The sequence below is a fragment of the Methylophaga sp. genome (assembly GCF_048266885.1).
Taxonomy (GTDB): Bacteria; Pseudomonadota; Gammaproteobacteria; order Nitrosococcales; family Methylophagaceae; genus Methylophaga.
In genome coordinates this window covers 1-19,029 of sequence record NZ_JBLWYR010000019.1, presented here as the reverse complement: position 1 = coordinate 19,029, position 19,029 = coordinate 1, and the positions used below count along the sequence as shown (strand labels likewise).

Below are 19,029 nucleotides of genomic sequence, written 5' to 3'. Positions count from 1 at the left end.
TCAATATAACTGAATCACAAAAATAGCAGAGGCACAGAATTTTCTGTGCCCCTGCTGATCAATCTTCTTACTGTTGTTCTTGTGCTTTTGCGATCGCTTCAGCTTCTTCACGTGAAGCTTCACGCGCTTTACGTGCTTCTTCTGCAGCTGCAATAGCGGCAAGTTCAGCTTCTGAAGTGATGTTTACTTTCAGACTAAAGACAACATCTGCATGCAATTGCACATCAATGTTGTATTCGCCTGTGTGACGTAAAGGACCCGTTGGTAAACGGACTTCATTGCGGTCTACATCAGCACCTTTAGCATTAACCGCATCAGCGATATCTGCAGCAGTAACTGAACCGAACAATTTACCTTCCACACCGGCATTAGCCATGATGTCTACATCACCAGCCGCAATCAGTTTTTTCTCACGTTCTTGAGCAGCAGTAAGTAATTTGGCCGCCGCCGCTTCTAAATCAGCACGACGTTCTTCAAATTTAACTCTGTTGTTCTTGTTAGCAGGCAAAGCCTTACCAGCAGGAACCAGATAGTTACGACCATAGCCAGCTTTTACACTAACTTCGTCACCCAAATTGCCAAGCTTTTGAACTTTTTCCAGCAAAATTACTTGCATCGTTCTAACCCTCATTCGCAGTCAGAGACTGCTTATAAAATAACCGCATCACGCCATTGAGCGCTTGCGAAAATTAAACCATTGTTCCAATACGCCCAGTGAGGCAGTCAAAATCAACATTTGCGGTAGCATTAACACCATCAGCACATACATTACCACCAACCAAGCAACAGATTTTTGTTTCGCCCGAACAATCGCATGGGCAACTGCAATACCTTGTATTGCAAATAGCACCAGCAAAACCGGCAAACAATCTATTAACAACGCCAGCGAATTAGCTATTGGTGTCAGTGACAAGGCCATCAATACAGCCGTTACAATTGCCAGTGATTTCCCCAGAGTTAACTGTGTAAACTCACTACCAAACGCACCTTGGTTATATAACGCAGATTGCCATGCCCGACCGATCAAAATACCCAGAATAATATTGACGCTGACTGCTGCTGCAATCAACCCTGTCATCATCCCGGCCATTTGCACCAGAAAGTTTTGGGTGTCTGCTGCATTCAGTTGCCATCCAGATTGCTCTGATAGTAATTGAACAAATGGTGTCAGCATTTCCTGCCACCATAAAACAGGGCTTGGTAAAAAGACATGCGCTATCAATACCACCAAGATGCCAACACCTGCAGCGGCCAAAAGCGCCCGCTCCAGCGATCGAGTGTATCCCAATACCAATGTCACCAAATAGGCAGGTAACCAACTGGTCAGCAATAACACTAAAGCAATCCAGATCTGTCCTAGGAGCAATCCGGCGACAATAGCGAATACCACTAGTGTTGCAGCCATTACCCGCAGCCCTTCTTTGGGGCCGACACGTAAAGTAGCCAGTACAATGACCCCGCTAGCGAGATAATTGAGTGGTGGAAGCAACATTGCAGCAACGGATAGCAAAGCAGCTGCCAAAGCAGCTTGCCAGCGACCTTTCATTGCAAAATCAGCGATTGCCCGCAACATAATATTTTGATTTTAACCTTACAACTGGGAAGCTAAATTACTTGTGCATGTCACAGTAAGGCAGCAATGCCAAAAACCGTGCACGTTTTACACAAGTTGACAGCTGACGCTGATAACGAGCTTTTGTACCGGTAATACGGCTAGGAACGATTTTGCCTGTTTCAGTTACGAAATTTTTAAGCAGGTTTACGTCTTTATAATCGATTTGTTTCACACCTTCGGCAGTGAAACGACAAAATTTTCTACGTCTGAAAAAACGTGCCATCGTGATATCTCCGGATTAGGCTTGTGAAGCGGGTTTTTCGTCGTCTTTGCGCATCATCGGTGAAGCATCAGTAACAGCTTCATCCATGCTAACAACCAAGTGACGAATAACGGCATCGTTGAAACGGAAAGCAGTGGTAACTTCATTCAATTGTTCAACACCACATTCAACGTTCATTAACACGTAATGTGCTTTGTGAACTTTGTTGATAGGGTAAGCTAATTGACGACGACCCCAGTCTTCCAGACGGTGAACTTGACCACCAGCAGCAGTCAATGTTTGGGTATAGCGCTCGATCATACCGGGCACTTGTTCGCTCTGATCAGGGTGGACCAGAAACACGATTTCGTAATGTCTCAATTTGAGCTCCTCACGGTTTATACAGCTTGCTGAAAAATTTCAGAAAGCAAGGAGTTTTACCTGTTAAAAGGCAATCGCGGATTTTACTTCATTTTGGTACTTACTCACAAGCGACGTTGACGATCTGCTTCGAATAGGCATACACCTGCAGCGACAGATACGTTAAGACTTTCAGCACTACCTTGCATGGGAATATGCATAACCTGATCACAGTGATCTCTAGTCAACCGGCGAATACCCTGCCCTTCTGCTCCCAGGATGATCGCTAATGGCCCTTTGAGATCGGCTTGATAAAGACTCATCTCACTATCACCTGAGGTTCCCACCAACCAGATACCACGTTGCTGTAAATCCCGCAAAACGCGCGCAAGATTAGTCACTTGAATAAACGGCAAACGTTCGGCTGCGCCGCTGGATATCTTAATGGCCGTTGGCGTCAAGCCAGAAGCACGATCTTTAGGAGCGATAACCGCATGAGCACCAGCAGCTTCAGCGGTTCGCAGACAAGCACCAAGATTGTGTGGATCCTGAACACCATCCAGGATTAATAGAAACGGTGTTTGCTGTAAGTTATCCAGTATTACATCAAGATCAGTTTCATCCAGAACAGCTAATGGATGACAGCGTGCAACACAGCCTTGATGGCGGTTTTCCGGAACCATATCATCCAACTGCTGGCGTTGGGTTTTGTGTAAACGAATACCCAAATCGCCCGCTAATTTATAAATAGTTTCAACGCGCTGATCATGACGCTCATCGGCCACCCAAATTTCTGCCACACGTGAAACAGGCGACTCAAGAGCCGCCTGTACTGCGTGCAAACCAAAAATCAGGTCTTGTGATGGGGCCTGGTTTCTTTCAGATGTGCCTTTACGGCGTTTGGTAGGCTTCAGTTTCTTGTCCCTCTACAATTGGTTTAACAATAATTTCGACACGACGATTTAATTGTCGGCCAGCTTCCGTATCATTACTAGCTCTAGGTTCCAACTCACCTCGGCCCATTGGGACAAGACGTTCTTTTAACACACCGCGCGCGGCAAAATAGTTAGTCACCGATTGAGCTCTGCGCTCTGAAAGTTGTTGGTTATAACTTTCTGCACCTTTACTGTCGGTATGTCCGATAACATGAATGATCGTTTTTGGATAACGCTGTAAAACGTCAGCAACTTTATTCAACGTCGGTTCAAATGCTGGTTTGATAGCAGCACTATCAAAATCGAATGATACTTCATTAGAAATATCAATTTTTAATGACTCATCCTGCAATTGTTGGATTTGCAATTCATTGCGAGCTTGCTCTTGAGCCAATGCTTCATTCATATCGCGTTGCTGGTTATCCATGTAACGGCCCACACCCGCACCAGCCAATGTGCCAACAGCGGCCCCAGCTAACACACCACCAGCACCATCATCAATTGCATAACCAATGATCGAACCAGCAGCAGCGCCGATAGCAGCACCGCGTTTAGTACGCATATTTGGATCTTCAGCAGCACAGCCGGATAGAATGATTGCTGATGAAATCGCTGAGACTAATAAAACTTTTTTCATTGTTATAACTCCTCGCTATTGTGTTGCATTCTAGACCCTACGTCATAGGGTGACTATACTTGTTTCAAATCTTTACATACGAGAACCACTGCTCATGGAACGTGACTTCATTGCTGTCAAAATTGCCATCCTGACGATTTCAGATACTCGAACTGAAACCGATGATGTATCAGGTAACACCTTAAAAGACCGCTTGATTGCTGCGGGTCATGAGCTCGCAGATAAACAAATTGTGACTGATGACATTTATCAGATTCGTTCAGTTATTTCGCAATGGATTTGTGATGATCAGGTGGACGTCATAATCACCACCGGCGGCACTGGTCTGACGGGTCGAGATGGTACACCGGAAGCAGTTCAGGTTTTATTTGATAAAGAAATCACCGGTTTTGGTGAGCTGTTCCGGCAAATCTCTTATGACATTATTCGCACTTCGACGGTGCAATCAAGAGCGATAGCTGGCGTAGCGAATGGCACCTTTATTTTTTGTTTACCCGGCTCTTCTGGCGCCTGCAAAACGGGTTGGGATGATATTTTACAACACCAGCTTGATGTGCGACATCGACCTTGTAACTTTGTTGAATTAATTCCACGGTTACGCGAGAAATGATCACCCTGCAATTATTTTCCACAGTGGGGTGTCATTTATGCGATATGGCGATCGAGCAAATCAAAACTCTTAGTATTGCTGATCAAGTCGATTTACATATCGTTGAAATCGGCGATGATGATGTTTTGGTGGAACAATATGGGGTTCGTATTCCCGTATTGAAATTTCCCGATAACAGCGAATTAAACTGGCCATTCAATCAAAATGATATTCTGCAGAAAATTGCCTCTAATCCTGTGGAACTTTAATACCTGCTGTAGCTCTTAACTTAACTGTTACGTTAACTGCATCGGAGCCACGGTATGAAAGCGTTAATCTGGCCTTTTTTGGTGTTTTGGTCGGTTTCCACACCACTAATTGCGGCTGAATTTCCAGCTATTCCGGGCAAGCGGTTTGATGTTGGCGGTTATCATATACATATTCATTGTTCCGGCTCGGGCAGTCCCACAGTTATTGTAGATGTGGGTTTAGGTGATGATTCCACTGATTGGTTACCCATTCAACAAGCTGTTTCAACTAATACCCGAATCTGCGTGTTTGATAGGCCCGGTTACGGCTGGAGTGATTTTGGCCCATCCCCCCGAACCAGTAACCGAATAGCTAGTGAACTTGAAATATTACTTGAGCAAGCTGATATTGCTCCGCCCTATATTTTGGTAGGTCACTCTTTTGGTGGTTATAACATTCGAGTTTTTGCGGCAAATAATCCGCAAATGGTTGCGGGTATGGTACTGGTTGACGCATCGCATGAAGATCAATACAACCAGTTTAAGATCAAGTTGCCAAACAATTTCAATCGCCGTGGCACTATCATGATTTTGCCAAAATCAACTGATAGTTTGGCGCATGCGAATAAACCTCCGGTTCTGCGTGAACGCGCATTCCATGCCGCCAGAGCGGAAATTTCTGCCTTAGATGAAAGCTCAATGCAATTACAAAAAAATCCGGCTTTACCAATCGTGCCATTGATTGTCATAAGCCGTGGTAAACCGGAATGGTATGGCGATGTGAGCCAACAACAGCGTGAGAACACTTGGATAGATCTGCAGCAAGACTTATCACATCTCTCCCCTATCAGCACCCATATGTTTGCTCATCAAAGTGGTCATGCTATACCACACGAACAACCAGAAATTATTATTGAAGCTATTGAACATGTTGTTAGTCAGGTGCACGCCCGCAATATCCTTTAAAAACAGTTATACTGGCTGCTTTTTTTAGCTGGATAACATGACAGTTCTTTACATTGAATCGGACGAGGCGTTAGCACAATTTTGCCAAGATATTCAGGATAGCAAGTGGCTCGCTATCGATACGGAGTTTCTGCGCGAAAAGACCTATTTCCCTCAATTGTGTCTGATACAGATTGCCAATGACGATATCATTGCCTGTGTTGATCCAATCGCTATAAAAGATCTCACACCGTTACTTGATCTCCTTTATCAGCCAGACATAACGCTGGTTTTCCACGCTGCACGACAGGATCTCGAGTTATTGTATTTATTAAAAAATACACTCCCACCAAACCTATTTGATACTCAGCTGGCCGCAACCATCCTTGGCGATGGCGATCAAATTGGCTATGGCAATCTGGTTAAATTACGACTTGACGTCAGCCTCGATAAAGCCCATTCCAGAGCCGACTGGACACAGCGTCCTTTGAGTCCCGAACAACTGGAATACGCTGCAGATGATGTTCGCTATCTGCGCGAGCTTTACCACCAAATGTCAGCTGATCTGGAAAAACAACAGCGCAGTGAGTGGCTTAAAGAAGATTTTGCCGCCCTCTCCAACTCCGACAATTACATCGCTGATCCAGAAACGATCTGGCGCAAGATTCGTGGTGCTGGCAAATTAAAAGGTGTGCAACTTGCCGTATTACAACAATTGGCAGCTTGGCGTGAACAACGCGCAATTGATAGAGATCGACCAAGACGCTGGATCATCAAAGATGAAGTGATGTTAGACCTAGCTCGTTTTGCCCCGGAAAAAATTGAAAAACTCAGTCAAATCCGTGGGCTTGAAGCGCGAGATATCGAACGCAGCGGTCGGGCCATCATCGAAGTTATCAGTAAAGCCAAACAAACCCCACCCGAAGATTGGCCAATATTGCTCAAGCCCGAACCTCTGAGCAATCAACAGGAAGCTCTGATTGATGCATTGATGGCGTTGCTGCGTAAATTCTGTGATGACCAATCGATCACCCCTATTGCTGTTGCCAGTCGCAAAGATATTGAAAAGCTGGTGCGCGGTGAAACCGATCTGCCTTTATTACAAGGTTGGCGTTATCAAATCGTTGGGCATCACCTGACTGCGTTTATCGATGGCCATCTGTCGGTTACCGCTGATACACAACAAATTCATACAACAGAGGTATAAAAAATGTCGGCACTTATTTGTGGCTCATTTGCTTACGATAATATTATGGTTTTTCCTGATCAATTTAAAAATCATATCCTGCCGGATAAGGTGCATATGCTGAATGTTTCCTTTCTGGTGCCGGAGTTACGTCGTGAATTTGGTGGCTGTGCTGGTAATATCGCGTTTAATATGAAAATGTTGGGTGATGAACCTGTACCGATGGGCACCGTTGGCAGTGATTTTGCCACCTATGCCGCATGGATGGATAAGTATGCAATTAACCGTCGTCATGTACATGTCAAAGAAGATCATTTCACTGCCCAGGCCTATATCACCACCGATATTGATGATAATCAGATCACCGCTTTTCATCCTGGTGCGATGAATCTGGCCCATGAAACCAAGATCAGTGAAGCTCAAAATATCCAGCTAGGCATTATCGCTCCAGATGGTCGTGATGGCATGATTCAACATGCCCAGCAATTTGCGGATGCCGGCACTCCGTTTATCTTTGATCCGGGCCAGGGTTTACCGATGTTTAATGGTGAGGATTTGCTGCAGTTTGCCCGGCAGGCAAGCTATATTGCATTGAATGATTATGAAGCACAGTTATTTGAAGATAGAACCGGTCTGCCTCCGGAAGAGATTGCCAAACTTGTTAAGGCACTGATTATTACCCGTGGCGCTCAAGGTTCGTACATCTACACCGAAGGCAAACGTATTGATATTCCCTGCGCCAAAGCTGAGGAAATCGTCGATCCTACCGGTTGTGGTGATGCTTATCGTGCCGGACTACTGCACGGCATTTTGCATGGCAAGGATTGGGAAATTACGGGGCGTATTGCATCGTTATTAGGTGCCATTAAAATTGAACAACACGGCACGCAGAATCATCAATTTACTAGTGAGAGTTTTGCCGAACGGTTTGAGCAAAACTTTGGTATGCAATTAGGTTAAATACATTTGAGCTCTGAGACTGCAATCTGGCAGTTTCAGAGCAAATAATGACAAAGCTGCAATATCACCGCGGCAAAAACACCTGCAATTACATCATCAACCATAATGCCCAGACCGCCATGTAGCTTGCGATCTGCCAGCGAAACTGGCCAAGGTTTCCAGATATCAAACAATCTAAACAATACAAATCCCAGTAACATCCATTGCCATCCGGCTGGCGCGGCAATCATTGTCACCAAATATCCGACAATTTCATCCCATACAACTGCGGATGGATCATCCTGTTTCAACCAGTTCACTGCTTGCTGACAAATCCAAATCCCAGCGATAAACGCTATGACAGTGATCAGTAAATAACTCCAAAGGTCGAGATCTTGTATTAGCCAATAAAGTGGCAGCGCGACAATTGTGCCCATCGTACCAGGGGCTTTGGGTGATAGCCCGGAACCAAACCCATAGGCCAGCAAACAGGCTGGTCTTTTGAGCAAGTCTTGAAATGTCACCTTATTATGCGAAGTGGTCATAACCAGCCTTTATTTCTGAGAATGCCTGCCATTCGCCTTGGGCATTCTTATAATTTATGCCTAGGTCTTCAGTGATTTCACCAATCACATGAATCATGTCAGGAAACTGTTGTTTGAGTCTCGCCACCTTGTCAGCCGGGGCAGTAAAACATAATTCGTAGTCATCGCCGCCAGTTAATGCCAGCTGAGTCGCTTGTTCTAAAGAAAGTTTTTGCAACACCGAGGAGAACGGTAAATTGGATAAATGCAACTTTGCACCTTTGTTACTTGCATTGAGGATATGGTTTAAATCCGCTAATAAGCCATCTGACACATCAATTGCCGCATGTGCTTTGCCCACCAGTTGCTGACCTATTTGATTACGCGGTGTGGGCATTTCCAATCGTTGAAGCAAGTATTCTATATCTGTATCCGTTAATAATGCGGTATCAAGCTGCCCTAATTTATATTGAAGCCCTGCAGCGGCATCTCCCAAATAACCAGTTACACAGATCAAATCAGCTGATCGAGCAGCACTGCGTCTCAGAATATTTTCTTTCGCTAAATGCCCATGAACCTGAATGGTGATGGTTAACGGACCGCGCGTAGTATCACCGCCGACTAATTGAATCTGGTGTTGTTGAGCGATTTCCGCTAAACCGGCAGAAAACTGTTTCAGCCATTCATCATTTATTTCCGGCAAGGTTAACGCCAGTGTGAACCAGGCAGGTTCAGCTCCCATCGCTGCCAGATCACTTAGATTAACCGCAAGCGCTTTGATGCCTAAACGATAAGGATCGACATCGGCAAAAAAGTGTATGCCATGCACCAGCGTATCAATGGAAATCGCCGTATATGTATCTTGCGGATTGTTTAATACGGCACAATCATCACCAATTCCCACAATGACATCTTCACGGTTAGCCGTTAACGCGTGGAAATACTGTTGAATCAGAGAAAACTCGGGAGATTGCTTCATTCAAAAAAAGCCCCGTCTGGATGATTTCATCTTTTCGGGGCTGATAATCAATTCGCTTTTTTCTGTGCACGTGCCGCTTTGGCTGCCTGATACTCGACTTGACGTAAGCGGGCCCCCATCTTATCCAACACACCGTTGACATATTTATGGCCTTGTTCACCACCAAATGATTTGGCAAGTTCAACGGCCTCATTCAACACAACGCGATACGGAATATCCGGGCGATGCATATATTCAAAAACAGCCAAACGTAAAACAGAAACTTCAACCGGATCAACAGCGGATAAACTTCTATCCACTGCATGAGCTAATTCAGCATCAATAATGTCTATTTCTTTGGTGACACCTTCCACTAGCAATTGAAAATAGTTTTTATCGATTTTATTGGCGTATTCCGCCATAACAAAATCCATGGTTTCTTTTTCAGGAGCCTGATTGTTGACCAGTGATTGATAAAGCGCTTGTACAGCAGCACGTCGAGCTTGGGTCCGGGGCAGTCCACCAGCCATTTACTTGGCAGCTCCGATTTGACGTAACACATTGACCATCTCAATCGTGCCCATCGCAGCCTCAGCGCCTTTATTACCGGCTTTAGTGCCAGCTCGTTCAATTGCCTGTTCAATGGTATCGACCGTCAATACACCAAAAGCGATCGGTATATCGAGTTGCAGTGTAAGTTGGCCAAGACCTTTTGAGCATTCACCGGCAACATATTCAAAATGCGGAGTACCACCACGAATAACAGCGCCTAATGCGATGATTGCATCGTATTTGCCGGTTTTACCCATGCGTTGTACAGCCAAGGGGATTTCCACTGCGCCGGGAACTCGGGCGATTTCAATATCTTTTTCCGCTGCGCCATGACGTAATAATGTATCTACTGCGCCAGCAATCAGATTATCAACGATAAAGTCATTGAAACGGCCAGCAACGATACCCACTCGCATGCCTTTTGCGGAAAAGTCACCTGAAAAGGTTTTGATATTGCTCATATTTCAGAAATGTCCAAAGAGATAAAAAAGATATTGTACTGTGTTTAAAAATGAATGCCTAACAGTCGGTTACAGCCAGCGCTGCTTTTCGGCTGCTGTTTTATTCCGTGCATGCGGCAAGGCATCTGCATCCGCTTCAACCACGGTCCATTGATAAGGTGATTGATCAATGCGCACGGCGGTTAATTGTTCACCCCAAACTGCACCGCTATCCAATGAAAAAACATTGTCATATTGTCCGGTACCCAGTTGCGACCAATGACCAAACACAATCCGGTCATTCTCGCTAGCGCGGTTTGGCATCATAAACCAAGGTTTTTGTTCAGCCGGTTTGTCCTTAGGTGCACCTTTAAACTTTAGCGCTAAGCTGCCATCTTCATGACAGTAACGCAGCCGGGTAAAACAATTGGTGATAAAGCGTAATCTGTCCCAGCCGGTTAAATCAGCAGACCAGCGTTTGGGTTTGTTACCGTACATGTGTTTGAAAAAATCCCGCCAATTGTCAGATTGTAGTACTGATTCCACTTCGGCAGCGCGAACCAATGTTTCATCTATACTCCACTCAGGTGGCAAACCGGCATGCACCATAGAAAACTGCAATTGTTTATCGTGATAAAACAACGGTTGATGACGTAACCAGTCAATCAGTTCATCACTATCTTCAGCCGTTAAAACTGGTTCAATAGTATCTAGTCGATGACTAAATTCATTATTTCCAGCGGCATGCGCCAGCATGTGCAAATCGTGATTGCCTAACACTACTTTTGCTGCCTTTCCCCCCAGATCCCGCACAAAACGCAAAGTGTCTAACGATTTGGGGCCACGGTTGACCAAATCTCCAGCCAACCAGATTTGATCCTGTTGAGGATCAAATCTGAGAGCTTCCAGTAATTTGATCAGTTCATCAAAACATCCCTGAACATCACCGATTGCATAAACAGCCATCTTATTAGCGGATTAACGGCGACGATACAGTGGTTCAGGCCTTAATACCGTGGCCTGATAACTTTCGCTGAAATCGTCAAAAGCAGCTAATGCCTGAACCAGACGGTTGGGATTAGCCAGTTCAAAACTATTAATGCCGCACTGAGACATATAAAACAACTGGTCATATAACACATCACCCTGTGCGCGGATTTCGCCTTTGAAGTGATATCGGTCACGTAACAAACGGGCATAGGAGTAACAACGGCCGTCGGTAAATGCAGGAAATAACAATACAATAAGTTGAAAGCGGCCTAAATCAGGGACAATTTCTTCTAAGGGATCATCGCCAGATAGACGAATACCTAAACCACCTTCATGGCGACTCAGTTTTTCGTGCTGTTCCTGCCAACGTGTTATCGAAACCGTGATATTACCGGCAACCAATGCAGCTTCATCGTCAAGATGTTGCCAGTTGTCGTCAACGATCTCGCGATCTTTAATGATCTTCTGCATAAACACGCTCCTTGAACGGATCAACGCCAACTCGGCGAACAGTCGCGAGGAAACTTTCATCGTCATGCCGCAACTCGATATAAGCATCCAGTAAATGCGCGACGGTATCTACCACTTCATCTTTGGGAATGGCTCGACCCAGACGTTCGCCTAGCGAGGCATCGGCTTCTGAACTTCCGCCCAAGGTGAACTGATACCATTCTTCCCCTTTTTTATCGACACCCAGAATACCGATATGACCAACGCTTTGATGCGCGCAGCCATTCATGCAGCCGGAGAATTTGATTTTGATATCACCCAAATCATGTAGGTAATCCAAATCATTAAATCGTTGCGCGATTCCTTTGGATAAAGGAATAGAAGTCGCATTAGCTAGACCACAGTAATCCAATCCAGGACAGCAAATAATATCTGTCAGTGTATTGATATTAGGCGTAGCCAGATCTTCTGCATTCAACCGCAACCATAAAGCATACAGATCTGCTTTTTTGACATCGGCATAAACAAGATTTTGGGTGTGAGTGGAGCGCACTTCACCAAAACTGAATTCATCCGCCAGATCGGCAACCACTTCCAATTGCTCAGAAGTAATATCTCCTGGTGCTTCACCCGGTTTTTTTAACGAAACATAAACAGCGCGATAGCCTGGAATTTTATGATCAGCAGTATTTTGTTTAACCCACAAAGCGAAGTCTTTGTCTTGCGCTAACAGATCTGCATAACTGCTATCGGAATCAACCGCATCCAATTCATAAGCCGGCTCAGTGAAATACTGTTTTACCCGTTCGATTTCTTTTGCATCCAGTTTCAGTTGGTCGCGAATATGCACCCATTCGGCTTCAACTAATTCACGGATATGGTTGATGCCATGTTCCCGAACGGTGATTTTGATGCGTGCTTTATATTTATTGTCACGACGACCAAGGCGATTATAGACACGTACGATGGCTTCGAGATAAGACAACAGATCTTGTTTTTCCAGGAAAGGGCGAATCTGTTCGCCAATAATCGGCGTACGGCCTAAACCACCACCTACCAACACTTCAAAGCCCACTTCACCTTCGTGATTTTTCACAAGATGCAAGCCAATATCGTGCAACTTGGTTGCTGCGCGATCTTCATGAGATCCAACAACAGCAATTTTAAATTTGCGTGGTAGGTAAGCAAACTCAGGATGGAAAGTTGACCACTGGCGAATGATCTCGGCCCATGGACGCGGATCTTCGATTTCATTGGCATTGACGCCGGCAAGTTGGTCCGAGGTGGTGTTACGAATGCAATTACCACTACTTTGAATACCATGCATTTGCACACTTGCAAGATCTGCCAAAATATCCGGAACATCTTCCAGTTTCGGCCAGTTCATTTGGAAATTTTGCCGAGTGGTGAAATGTACAAAGCCCTTATCGTAACGACGTGCAACTTCCGCAATTTTGCGAACTTGGCGGGATGACATCATGCCGTAAGGCACCGCTATCCGTAACATCGGTGCATGAATTTGAATGTATAAACCATTCATAAGGCGTAGCGGACGAAATTGCTCTTCAGTCAATTCGCCGGCAAGGAAACGACGGGTTTGATCGCGAAATTGCGCTACTCGCTGATCTATCATCGTCTGATCATACTTATCGTATTGATACATTTATGGTCTCTAAACGGTTTCAATGGAACCGCCCATTATAACGATGCTGGCTTATAACAGGAAATTATAAATGGCTATATCGATATTAATTGCTAATAAAAAATCACTATAGCGATCCAAGTTAAGCTATCAATTTTTATAATCGGTTAAAGTCAGTATTTTTTGATGAATCAAATTTTGATTCATCTTGTAATTAAACCCCTACTGTAATTTCAGGACTGGTAAAAAGTTTATCATTTGAAAATCCCAACCAATTTTAGAAACAAACTGTAATCCTATTTCATGGATTATTAGTGGAGCTATTCAAGAATGTCGAAATTCACACGCATGCAACAACGTATCTGGATCATTTTCGGCTTTGCCATTTTGATCTTTGTAGGCAGTTTTTATGAACCCGAACCGCAGAATAATCAGTCTTCACCTGCTGGTAGTGTTGAGCAGCTGTTTGAACAACGCCAAAGTGATGTTCAGATTGAGGTTTCCGGTACGGTAATCCGGCTGTTATCAGATGATAATGAAGGTAGTAGACATCAGCGGTTTATTATTGAATTACCCAGCAGCCAAACTTTGTTAATTGTTCACAATATCGATTTGGCACCAAGAATTGATGATATTAGAGAAGGCAACGAAGTCCGCGTTTACGGCGAATATATCTGGAATGATAAAGGCGGCTTAATTCACTGGACCCATCATGATCCAGCTAATCGTCATCCACATGGTTGGATAAGACATCAGGATAGGCTCTATCAGTAAGGCTATGGAAGACAAACAGATTCTGGAACTTGCCACCAGCTTTCCACCGATTGTTGGTACAACGCCGAAAATCCTTATTCTTGGCTCGATGCCAGGGATGGAATCATTAAAACAGCAGCGTTATTACGCCCATCCGCGTAATGCGTTCTGGCCAATCATTACATCGCTTTATGGTCATTCGGAGAGCTTAGACTATTCGCAACGCTGTGAGTTATTAAAACAGAAGCAGATTGCTGTGTGGGATGTTTTGAAAAGTTGTTATCGACCGGGAAGCCTGGATCAAAATATTGAAACGGAGTCGATGGTTGCTAATGATTTTGTGGCTTTTCTGCAGCTTCATCCATCAATAAGACAAATCTTTTTTAATGGTGGTAAAGCGGAACAGGTTTTCAAACGTTATGTGGCAAAAAAACTGGAAACTGCGAGGATTTCACCTTCATACCATAGGCTCCCCTCGACCAGCCCGGCACATGCCGCTATGAACTATGAAACTAAACAACAGCTTTGGCATCAAGCCCTAGCGCCACCAATCGGATGATACTGTTGCCAAAGATTCAAAACTGGGCTTGGCAAAATAATATCCCTGAAATAACTCAATACCCATCTCTTGCAAAACATGCAGCTCGTCTGCAGATTCAATGCCTTCGGCTATCACGGTAATATTTAAATCCTTACAAAAAGCAATGATGCCTTTAGTAATTGATTGCCGAACTTTATCACTATGAATGTTGCGTATTAAAGCCATATCCAACTTTACTAAATCGGTTTGCATATTTGCCAGCAAGTTCAATCCCGCATAACCCGCTCCAAAATCATCTATGGCCGTTAAAAACCCTTGTTGCTGATAAGACTGGATAATGTCTTGGAGATGCACATGATCATTAATCTGCTCACCTTCAGTCACCTCAAAAATAATTCGCTCAATCGGGAAGTTATATATTTCAGCCGCTTCCAGTGTTGTCCTGATACACAATTCGGGTTTATACACCGCATTGGGCATAAAGTTGATGCTGAGTCTGCTCTGAATGTTAAGTTCAGCTGCAAGTTTAATGGCTTTAACACGGCATGCCTGATCAAACCGATACCGATTAAGTTGATTTACATTCTCAAAAACGTGAGCTGATCCTTGTCCCTCCAAGCCACGAACGAGTGCTTCCTGCGCATAAATCGTTTGGTTAGTTGTGTTAACTATGGGCTGAAAGGCCATCGAAAAATCGAATCCTAGTAAGCCGCTGTTTAAGCACTCGCCACAACCTATCTTTCGAAAATCTGCTTGTTCTTTCATTATTCACCATCCCGGTTCCGCAGAATGTAACCTAAATCACTTTCCGCTACTAAAACCGGTTCACATAATTTAAATATTTTTACAAAGGTACTTTAACAATTTCGAATAAGATGGCAAAACAACAGCATTGCCTCATTAACATAAAGCAAACCATTCGTAAGATTTAATGTGGTAAAAAAGGAATTTCGAAGAGCTTTCCAATGAAAACTGGATGGTAAAATCAGGCCGCGGACACGGCCTGATTTGTTTTGATTTACTTCAGCAGAGCACTGATATCTTTCGCATCCCAATGCGGGAAATGTTTGCGAATGAGGGCATTTAATTCGACCTCAAATGCGGAAATATCAGTTGAACTTGCAGGTTCATTGGTAATACCGGTAATGGCTTCAGTGATCATGCCAGCACCAATAGTGACATTGGTCAGGCGATCAATAACGATAAATGCACCCGTTGTGCGATTACGTTTGTAAGCATCAAACACAACAGGTTTATTCAATGAAAATTCACATAAGCCGATTTCATTGAGTTTCAGCTCAGTCACTATATTATGGGCCAGGGTATTTACGTCCACTTGATGATCAACTTGTGTCATCACACCGGTACTGTCAGAAACGCCGACCTTGATATTGTATTGTTTGTTGGCCACCAGCGGCTGTTCTGTCATCCATACCACCATAGCTTTAAAACGACTGGATACGTGTGGTTGATGGTCACGATGCACAATCATATCGCCGCGACTGACATCCACTTCATCCTGTAAGGTGACGGTTATCGATTCCCCAGGAACCGCATGATCCAGTTCTCCATCATAAGTGACCAACGCTTTTACTTTGCTTTCCTTACCAGATGGCAATACCGTTATTTCATCACCGGGTTTAAGGATACCTGCAGATAGGGTGCCACAGTAACCACGGAAATTTAGATTCGGTCGACTGACAAATTGCACCGGGAAACGCGCATCTTGAGTATTAGCATCCTTACCGATCTCAATATTTTCCAGTAATTCCATCATGGTGTTGCCCTGATACCAGGACATGTTTTCACTTCGGTTCACCACGTTGTCGCCGTTTAAGGCCGACATCGGTACAAAGTGAATATCTTCAATTTCCAGTTCACGGGCAAATTCGCTATAGGCTTTGCGAATATCATTAAATACCTGTTCGCTGAAATCCATTAAATCCATTTTATTAATGGCAACGATGATGTGTTTGATGCCCAGCAAGGAAGCAATAAAGCTGTGGCGGCGGGTTTGGGTTTGCATACCATAACGGGCATCTATCAAAATAACCGCCAACTGACAGGTTGACGCGCCGGTAGCCATGTTCCGAGTGTACTGCTCGTGACCAGGAGTATCAGCAATGATAAATTTACGTTTGGTCGTAGAGAAATAACGATACGCTACGTCAATGGTAATGCCCTGCTCACGTTCAGCCTGTAATCCATCGACCAGCAAAGCCAAATCGACCTGATTTCCTGTGGTTCCGGATTTCACACTGTCACGTGTCACCGCTTCCAGCTGATCTTCGTAAATCATTTTGGAATCGTGTAATAACCGCCCAATCAGCGTACTCTTACCATCATCCACATTACCGCAGGTTAGAAAACGCAGCAGTTCCTTGTTTTCGTGTTGCTTGAGATAGGCTTCGATATCGGTCGCAATCAGCGCATCAGTTTCATATGTCATGTTGTGTGCCTGGTTTAATTATCTTTAACGGGGTCCGGATGCTCACAAATTTGAGCATCAAATTCAATTCATTCAGCTGCTTGATGAGGGGGTTGGCGCCCATCATCATCAAAACTAGAAATAACCTTCCTGTTTCTTTTTCTCCATCGAGCCGGCTTCATCGTGATCGATGGCACGTCCTTGACGTTCAGAAGTCGTTGTCAGCAGCATTTCCTGAATGATTTCAGGCAGCGTATTCGCCTCCGATTTCACCGCACCGGTCAGTGGATAACAGCCCAGTGTGCGGAAACGAACTTTTTCCATCCGAATTTTTTCACCTTCAGGGATACGCATACGATCGTCGTCGACCATAATGGTCAGGCCATTGTAATTGACCACCGGACGCTCGGCGGCGTAATACAGCGGTACAATCGGGATCTGCTCAAGGTGGATATATTGCCAGATATCCAGTTCGGTCCAGTTCGACAGCGGGAATACCCGGATGCTTTCACCTTTGTTCACTCTGCTGTTATAAATATTCCATAGCTCAGGACGTTGTGCTTTGGGATCCCAGCGATGGTTTTTATCGCGAAACGAATATACTCGCTCTTTGGCACGAGACTTTTCTTCATCACGGCGTGCACCACCAAAAGCCGCATCAAAGCCATGTTTACTCAGCGCCTGTTTCAACGCATCCGTTTTCATGATGTCGGTATAACGAGGATGGTCAAAAGGGTTGATACCCGCTTCGACACCATCCTGATTGGTATGTACGATGAGTTCCAGTCCCAATTCTTTAGCACGCTGATCGCGGAACTTGACCATTTCCTGAAACTTCCAGGTGGTATCAATATGCATCAACGGAAACGGCGGCTTGCCCGGATAAAATGCTTTCATGGCAAGATGCAGCATGACTGCTGAATCCTTACCAATCGAATATAGCATGACCGGATTTTCAAACTCAGCTGCCACTTCACGCATGATATGAATGCTTTCGGCTTCGAGTTGTTTTAAGTGTGTCAGTTGTTTTTCAGTCATAATTTTTCTCTGTTACTTAGCTTTCACATGTAAGCCACATTCTTTGGTTTCAGGATTTTCCCACCACCAGCGACCAGCCCTAATATCTTCGCCAGGAGTAATGGCTCTAGTGCAAGGCGCACAGCCAATACTGGCATAGCCTTGGTTATGCAATTCGTTAAATGGAACATCAAAAGCGCGGATATATTTCCATACTTCACCATTGGACCAGTCCGTCAGTGGACTGAATTTTTGTAGTTCATGATCAGCATCCCATTCCGATACCGGCAACTCATTGCGGGTGACTGACTGAGAGCGGCGCATGCCGGTCAGCCAGGCTTTCTTACCGGACAAAGCACGATTTAATGGGGCAACCTTGCGGATGCCACAGCATTGTTTTCGCATTTCAACGCTGTCATAAAATGCATTTGGTCCATTGTGAGTGACAAACTGTTCAATACTCAGGGTATCGGGATAATAAACCTCAACCTCAAGGTTATAATGCTGTTTTGCCTGCTGCATTAATTCATAGGTTTCTTTAGGCAGTCGACCAGTATCCAAAGTAAAGATGCCGATTTGAGGTGCAAACTTGGCAATCATATCCATCAATACCATATCCTCAGCACCATAACTGGTGGCGAGAATCGCAGGACTATAGTCAGCCGCTATCTGCTCCAGCAATTGTTTTGCTGCATCGACTTTTAATTGAAGCTTTTCATTAATTTCTGTCATTTTGAATTACTTTTTCATTCGTTTAGTTTGTTAAAGCAAACATTTGATGCCAACCAACAATAAAATGATTGCAAGTAATGGCCGTAAAATCTTATCTGAGATTCTCACCCCCAGATGTGAGCCGATATAAATGCCTGGTAACGATCCCATCAGCAAATAAGATAATAACGACCAATCCACCGTGCCCACTGCAGAATGTCCTAATCCGGCCACTGCCGTTAAAGGAACCGCATGTGCGATATCGGTTGCCACAATTTCAACACCACGCATCCGTGGATAAAGAAACAATAAAACCCCCGCTCCCAATGCGCCGGCCCCTACCGAAGATAATGTCACCATCACACCC

General features: G+C 44.5%; 24 protein-coding genes and 1 pseudogene. 7 read left to right on the top strand and 18 right to left on the bottom strand.

All coding sequences use genetic code 11. The annotated features are described in order from the left end of the window. Positions 1-172: 172 nt before the first annotated feature. The 6 genes and pseudogenes from rplI to ACN0V2_RS10235 all read right to left on the bottom strand — a co-directional run. Positions 173-616: pseudogene (rplI, locus tag ACN0V2_RS10260) on the bottom strand (50S ribosomal protein L9); the annotation flags it as partial. A gap of 48 nt (positions 617-664) precedes the next feature. Then, entirely contained in the window at positions 665-1,573 is a 909-nt protein-coding gene (locus ACN0V2_RS10255) for a DUF2232 domain-containing protein (RefSeq protein ID WP_417550719.1), read from the bottom strand. Between the two features lie 37 nt (positions 1,574-1,610). Continuing rightward, positions 1,611-1,838 carry a 30S ribosomal protein S18 gene (gene rpsR / locus ACN0V2_RS10250; protein ID WP_014706206.1) on the bottom strand — a complete coding sequence of 76 codons (228 nt, stop codon included), beginning with the start codon at positions 1,836-1,838 and terminating at the stop codon, positions 1,611-1,613. 15 nt (positions 1,839-1,853) lie between these two features. Next, complete coding sequence (gene rpsF / locus ACN0V2_RS10245) at positions 1,854-2,198, bottom strand: 30S ribosomal protein S6 (protein WP_417550717.1); 345 nt, start codon at positions 2,196-2,198, stop codon at positions 1,854-1,856. Between the two features lie 104 nt (positions 2,199-2,302). Further along, on the bottom strand, positions 2,303-3,031 hold the full coding sequence (gene rlmB, locus ACN0V2_RS10240; RefSeq protein WP_417550756.1) for a 23S rRNA (guanosine(2251)-2'-O)-methyltransferase RlmB: 729 nt from the start codon (positions 3,029-3,031) through the stop codon (positions 2,303-2,305). Between the two features lie 37 nt (positions 3,032-3,068). Then, positions 3,069-3,749, bottom strand: a complete 681-nt coding sequence (locus ACN0V2_RS10235; protein WP_417550716.1) for an OmpA family protein — start codon at positions 3,747-3,749, stop codon at positions 3,069-3,071. A gap of 94 nt (positions 3,750-3,843) precedes the next feature. Between ACN0V2_RS10235 and moaB the strand changes: the two genes are divergently transcribed. From moaB to ACN0V2_RS10210, 5 genes are read left to right on the top strand one after another with little or no spacing between them, the layout of a single operon-like run. Beyond that, a complete protein-coding gene (gene moaB, locus ACN0V2_RS10230; protein ID WP_417550715.1) occupies positions 3,844-4,359 on the top strand; it encodes a molybdenum cofactor biosynthesis protein B in 516 nt (171 codons plus the stop codon). Then, the gene (locus tag ACN0V2_RS10225; protein ID WP_417550714.1) at positions 4,356-4,607 is read left to right on the top strand and encodes a glutaredoxin family protein; all 252 of its coding nucleotides are present in this window, start codon (positions 4,356-4,358) and stop codon (positions 4,605-4,607) included. Before moaB ends, ACN0V2_RS10225 begins: the two co-directional genes overlap by 4 nt. A gap of 54 nt (positions 4,608-4,661) precedes the next feature. Next, complete coding sequence (locus tag ACN0V2_RS10220) at positions 4,662-5,552, top strand: alpha/beta fold hydrolase (RefSeq protein ID WP_417550713.1); 891 nt, start codon at positions 4,662-4,664, stop codon at positions 5,550-5,552. A 37-nt stretch (positions 5,553-5,589) separates the two neighbouring features. Continuing rightward, complete coding sequence (rnd, locus tag ACN0V2_RS10215; RefSeq protein WP_417550712.1) at positions 5,590-6,738, top strand: ribonuclease D; 1,149 nt, start codon at positions 5,590-5,592, stop codon at positions 6,736-6,738. Between the two features lie 3 nt (positions 6,739-6,741). Then, positions 6,742-7,677, top strand: coding sequence for a carbohydrate kinase family protein (locus ACN0V2_RS10210; protein ID WP_417550711.1), 936 nt, complete (start codon positions 6,742-6,744; stop codon positions 7,675-7,677). Between the two features lie 35 nt (positions 7,678-7,712). On the opposite strand, the gene ACN0V2_RS10205 is transcribed toward ACN0V2_RS10210, so the two are convergent. The 7 genes from ACN0V2_RS10205 to ACN0V2_RS10175 form a co-directional block, all read right to left on the bottom strand. Then, complete coding sequence (locus ACN0V2_RS10205; protein ID WP_417550710.1) at positions 7,713-8,201, bottom strand: phosphatidylglycerophosphatase A; 489 nt, start codon at positions 8,199-8,201, stop codon at positions 7,713-7,715. Then, positions 8,185-9,159 carry a thiamine-phosphate kinase gene (thiL, locus tag ACN0V2_RS10200; protein ID WP_417550709.1) on the bottom strand — a complete coding sequence of 325 codons (975 nt, stop codon included), beginning with the start codon at positions 9,157-9,159 and terminating at the stop codon, positions 8,185-8,187. The genes ACN0V2_RS10205 and thiL overlap by 17 nt, the downstream gene beginning before the upstream one ends. A 47-nt stretch (positions 9,160-9,206) precedes the next feature. After that, a complete protein-coding gene (gene nusB / locus ACN0V2_RS10195) occupies positions 9,207-9,668 on the bottom strand; it encodes a transcription antitermination factor NusB (RefSeq protein WP_417550708.1) in 462 nt (153 codons plus the stop codon). Then, on the bottom strand, positions 9,669-10,151 hold the full coding sequence (gene ribE / locus ACN0V2_RS10190; protein ID WP_417550707.1) for a 6,7-dimethyl-8-ribityllumazine synthase: 483 nt from the start codon (positions 10,149-10,151) through the stop codon (positions 9,669-9,671). 69 nt (positions 10,152-10,220) lie between these two features. Further along, on the bottom strand, positions 10,221-11,096 hold the full coding sequence (locus tag ACN0V2_RS10185) for a symmetrical bis(5'-nucleosyl)-tetraphosphatase (protein ID WP_417550706.1): 876 nt from the start codon (positions 11,094-11,096) through the stop codon (positions 10,221-10,223). A 12-nt stretch (positions 11,097-11,108) separates the two neighbouring features. Next, positions 11,109-11,591: a DUF934 domain-containing protein gene (locus tag ACN0V2_RS10180; protein WP_417550705.1), complete on the bottom strand. Its 483-nt coding sequence runs from the start codon at positions 11,589-11,591 to the stop codon at positions 11,109-11,111. Continuing rightward, positions 11,575-13,233, bottom strand: coding sequence for a nitrite/sulfite reductase (locus ACN0V2_RS10175; RefSeq protein WP_417550704.1), 1,659 nt, complete (start codon positions 13,231-13,233; stop codon positions 11,575-11,577). Before ACN0V2_RS10175 ends, ACN0V2_RS10180 begins: the two co-directional genes overlap by 17 nt. A gap of 309 nt (positions 13,234-13,542) precedes the next feature. Between ACN0V2_RS10175 and ACN0V2_RS10170 the strand changes: the two genes are divergently transcribed. Together ACN0V2_RS10170 and ACN0V2_RS10165 are read left to right on the top strand one after the other, a co-directional pair. Further along, entirely contained in the window at positions 13,543-13,986 is a 444-nt protein-coding gene (locus ACN0V2_RS10170) for a DUF3465 domain-containing protein (RefSeq protein ID WP_417550703.1), read from the top strand. Between the two features lie 4 nt (positions 13,987-13,990). Next, positions 13,991-14,524: a DNA-deoxyinosine glycosylase gene (locus ACN0V2_RS10165; RefSeq protein WP_417550702.1), complete on the top strand. Its 534-nt coding sequence runs from the start codon at positions 13,991-13,993 to the stop codon at positions 14,522-14,524. Here the strand turns inward: ACN0V2_RS10165 and ACN0V2_RS10160 are convergent. The 5 genes from ACN0V2_RS10160 to ACN0V2_RS10140 all read right to left on the bottom strand — a co-directional run. Then, positions 14,504-15,271, bottom strand: coding sequence for an EAL domain-containing protein (locus tag ACN0V2_RS10160; RefSeq protein ID WP_417550701.1), 768 nt, complete (start codon positions 15,269-15,271; stop codon positions 14,504-14,506). The two genes, ACN0V2_RS10165 and ACN0V2_RS10160, sit on opposite strands and share 21 nt — an antisense overlap. Before the next feature lie 253 nt (positions 15,272-15,524). Beyond that, positions 15,525-16,955 (bottom strand): sulfate adenylyltransferase subunit CysN, encoded by a 1,431-nt coding sequence (gene cysN, locus ACN0V2_RS10155; RefSeq protein ID WP_417550700.1) that lies wholly within the window; start codon positions 16,953-16,955, stop codon positions 15,525-15,527. A 114-nt stretch (positions 16,956-17,069) separates the two neighbouring features. Next, positions 17,070-17,972 carry a sulfate adenylyltransferase subunit CysD gene (gene cysD, locus ACN0V2_RS10150; protein ID WP_417550699.1) on the bottom strand — a complete coding sequence of 301 codons (903 nt, stop codon included), beginning with the start codon at positions 17,970-17,972 and terminating at the stop codon, positions 17,070-17,072. Between the two features lie 12 nt (positions 17,973-17,984). Next, positions 17,985-18,683: a phosphoadenylyl-sulfate reductase gene (locus ACN0V2_RS10145; RefSeq protein ID WP_417550697.1), complete on the bottom strand. Its 699-nt coding sequence runs from the start codon at positions 18,681-18,683 to the stop codon at positions 17,985-17,987. Positions 18,684-18,713: 30 nt separating this feature from the next. Then, positions 18,714-19,029: TSUP family transporter (locus ACN0V2_RS10140; RefSeq protein ID WP_417550696.1), on the bottom strand; the 316-nt coding region annotated here is incomplete at its 5' end.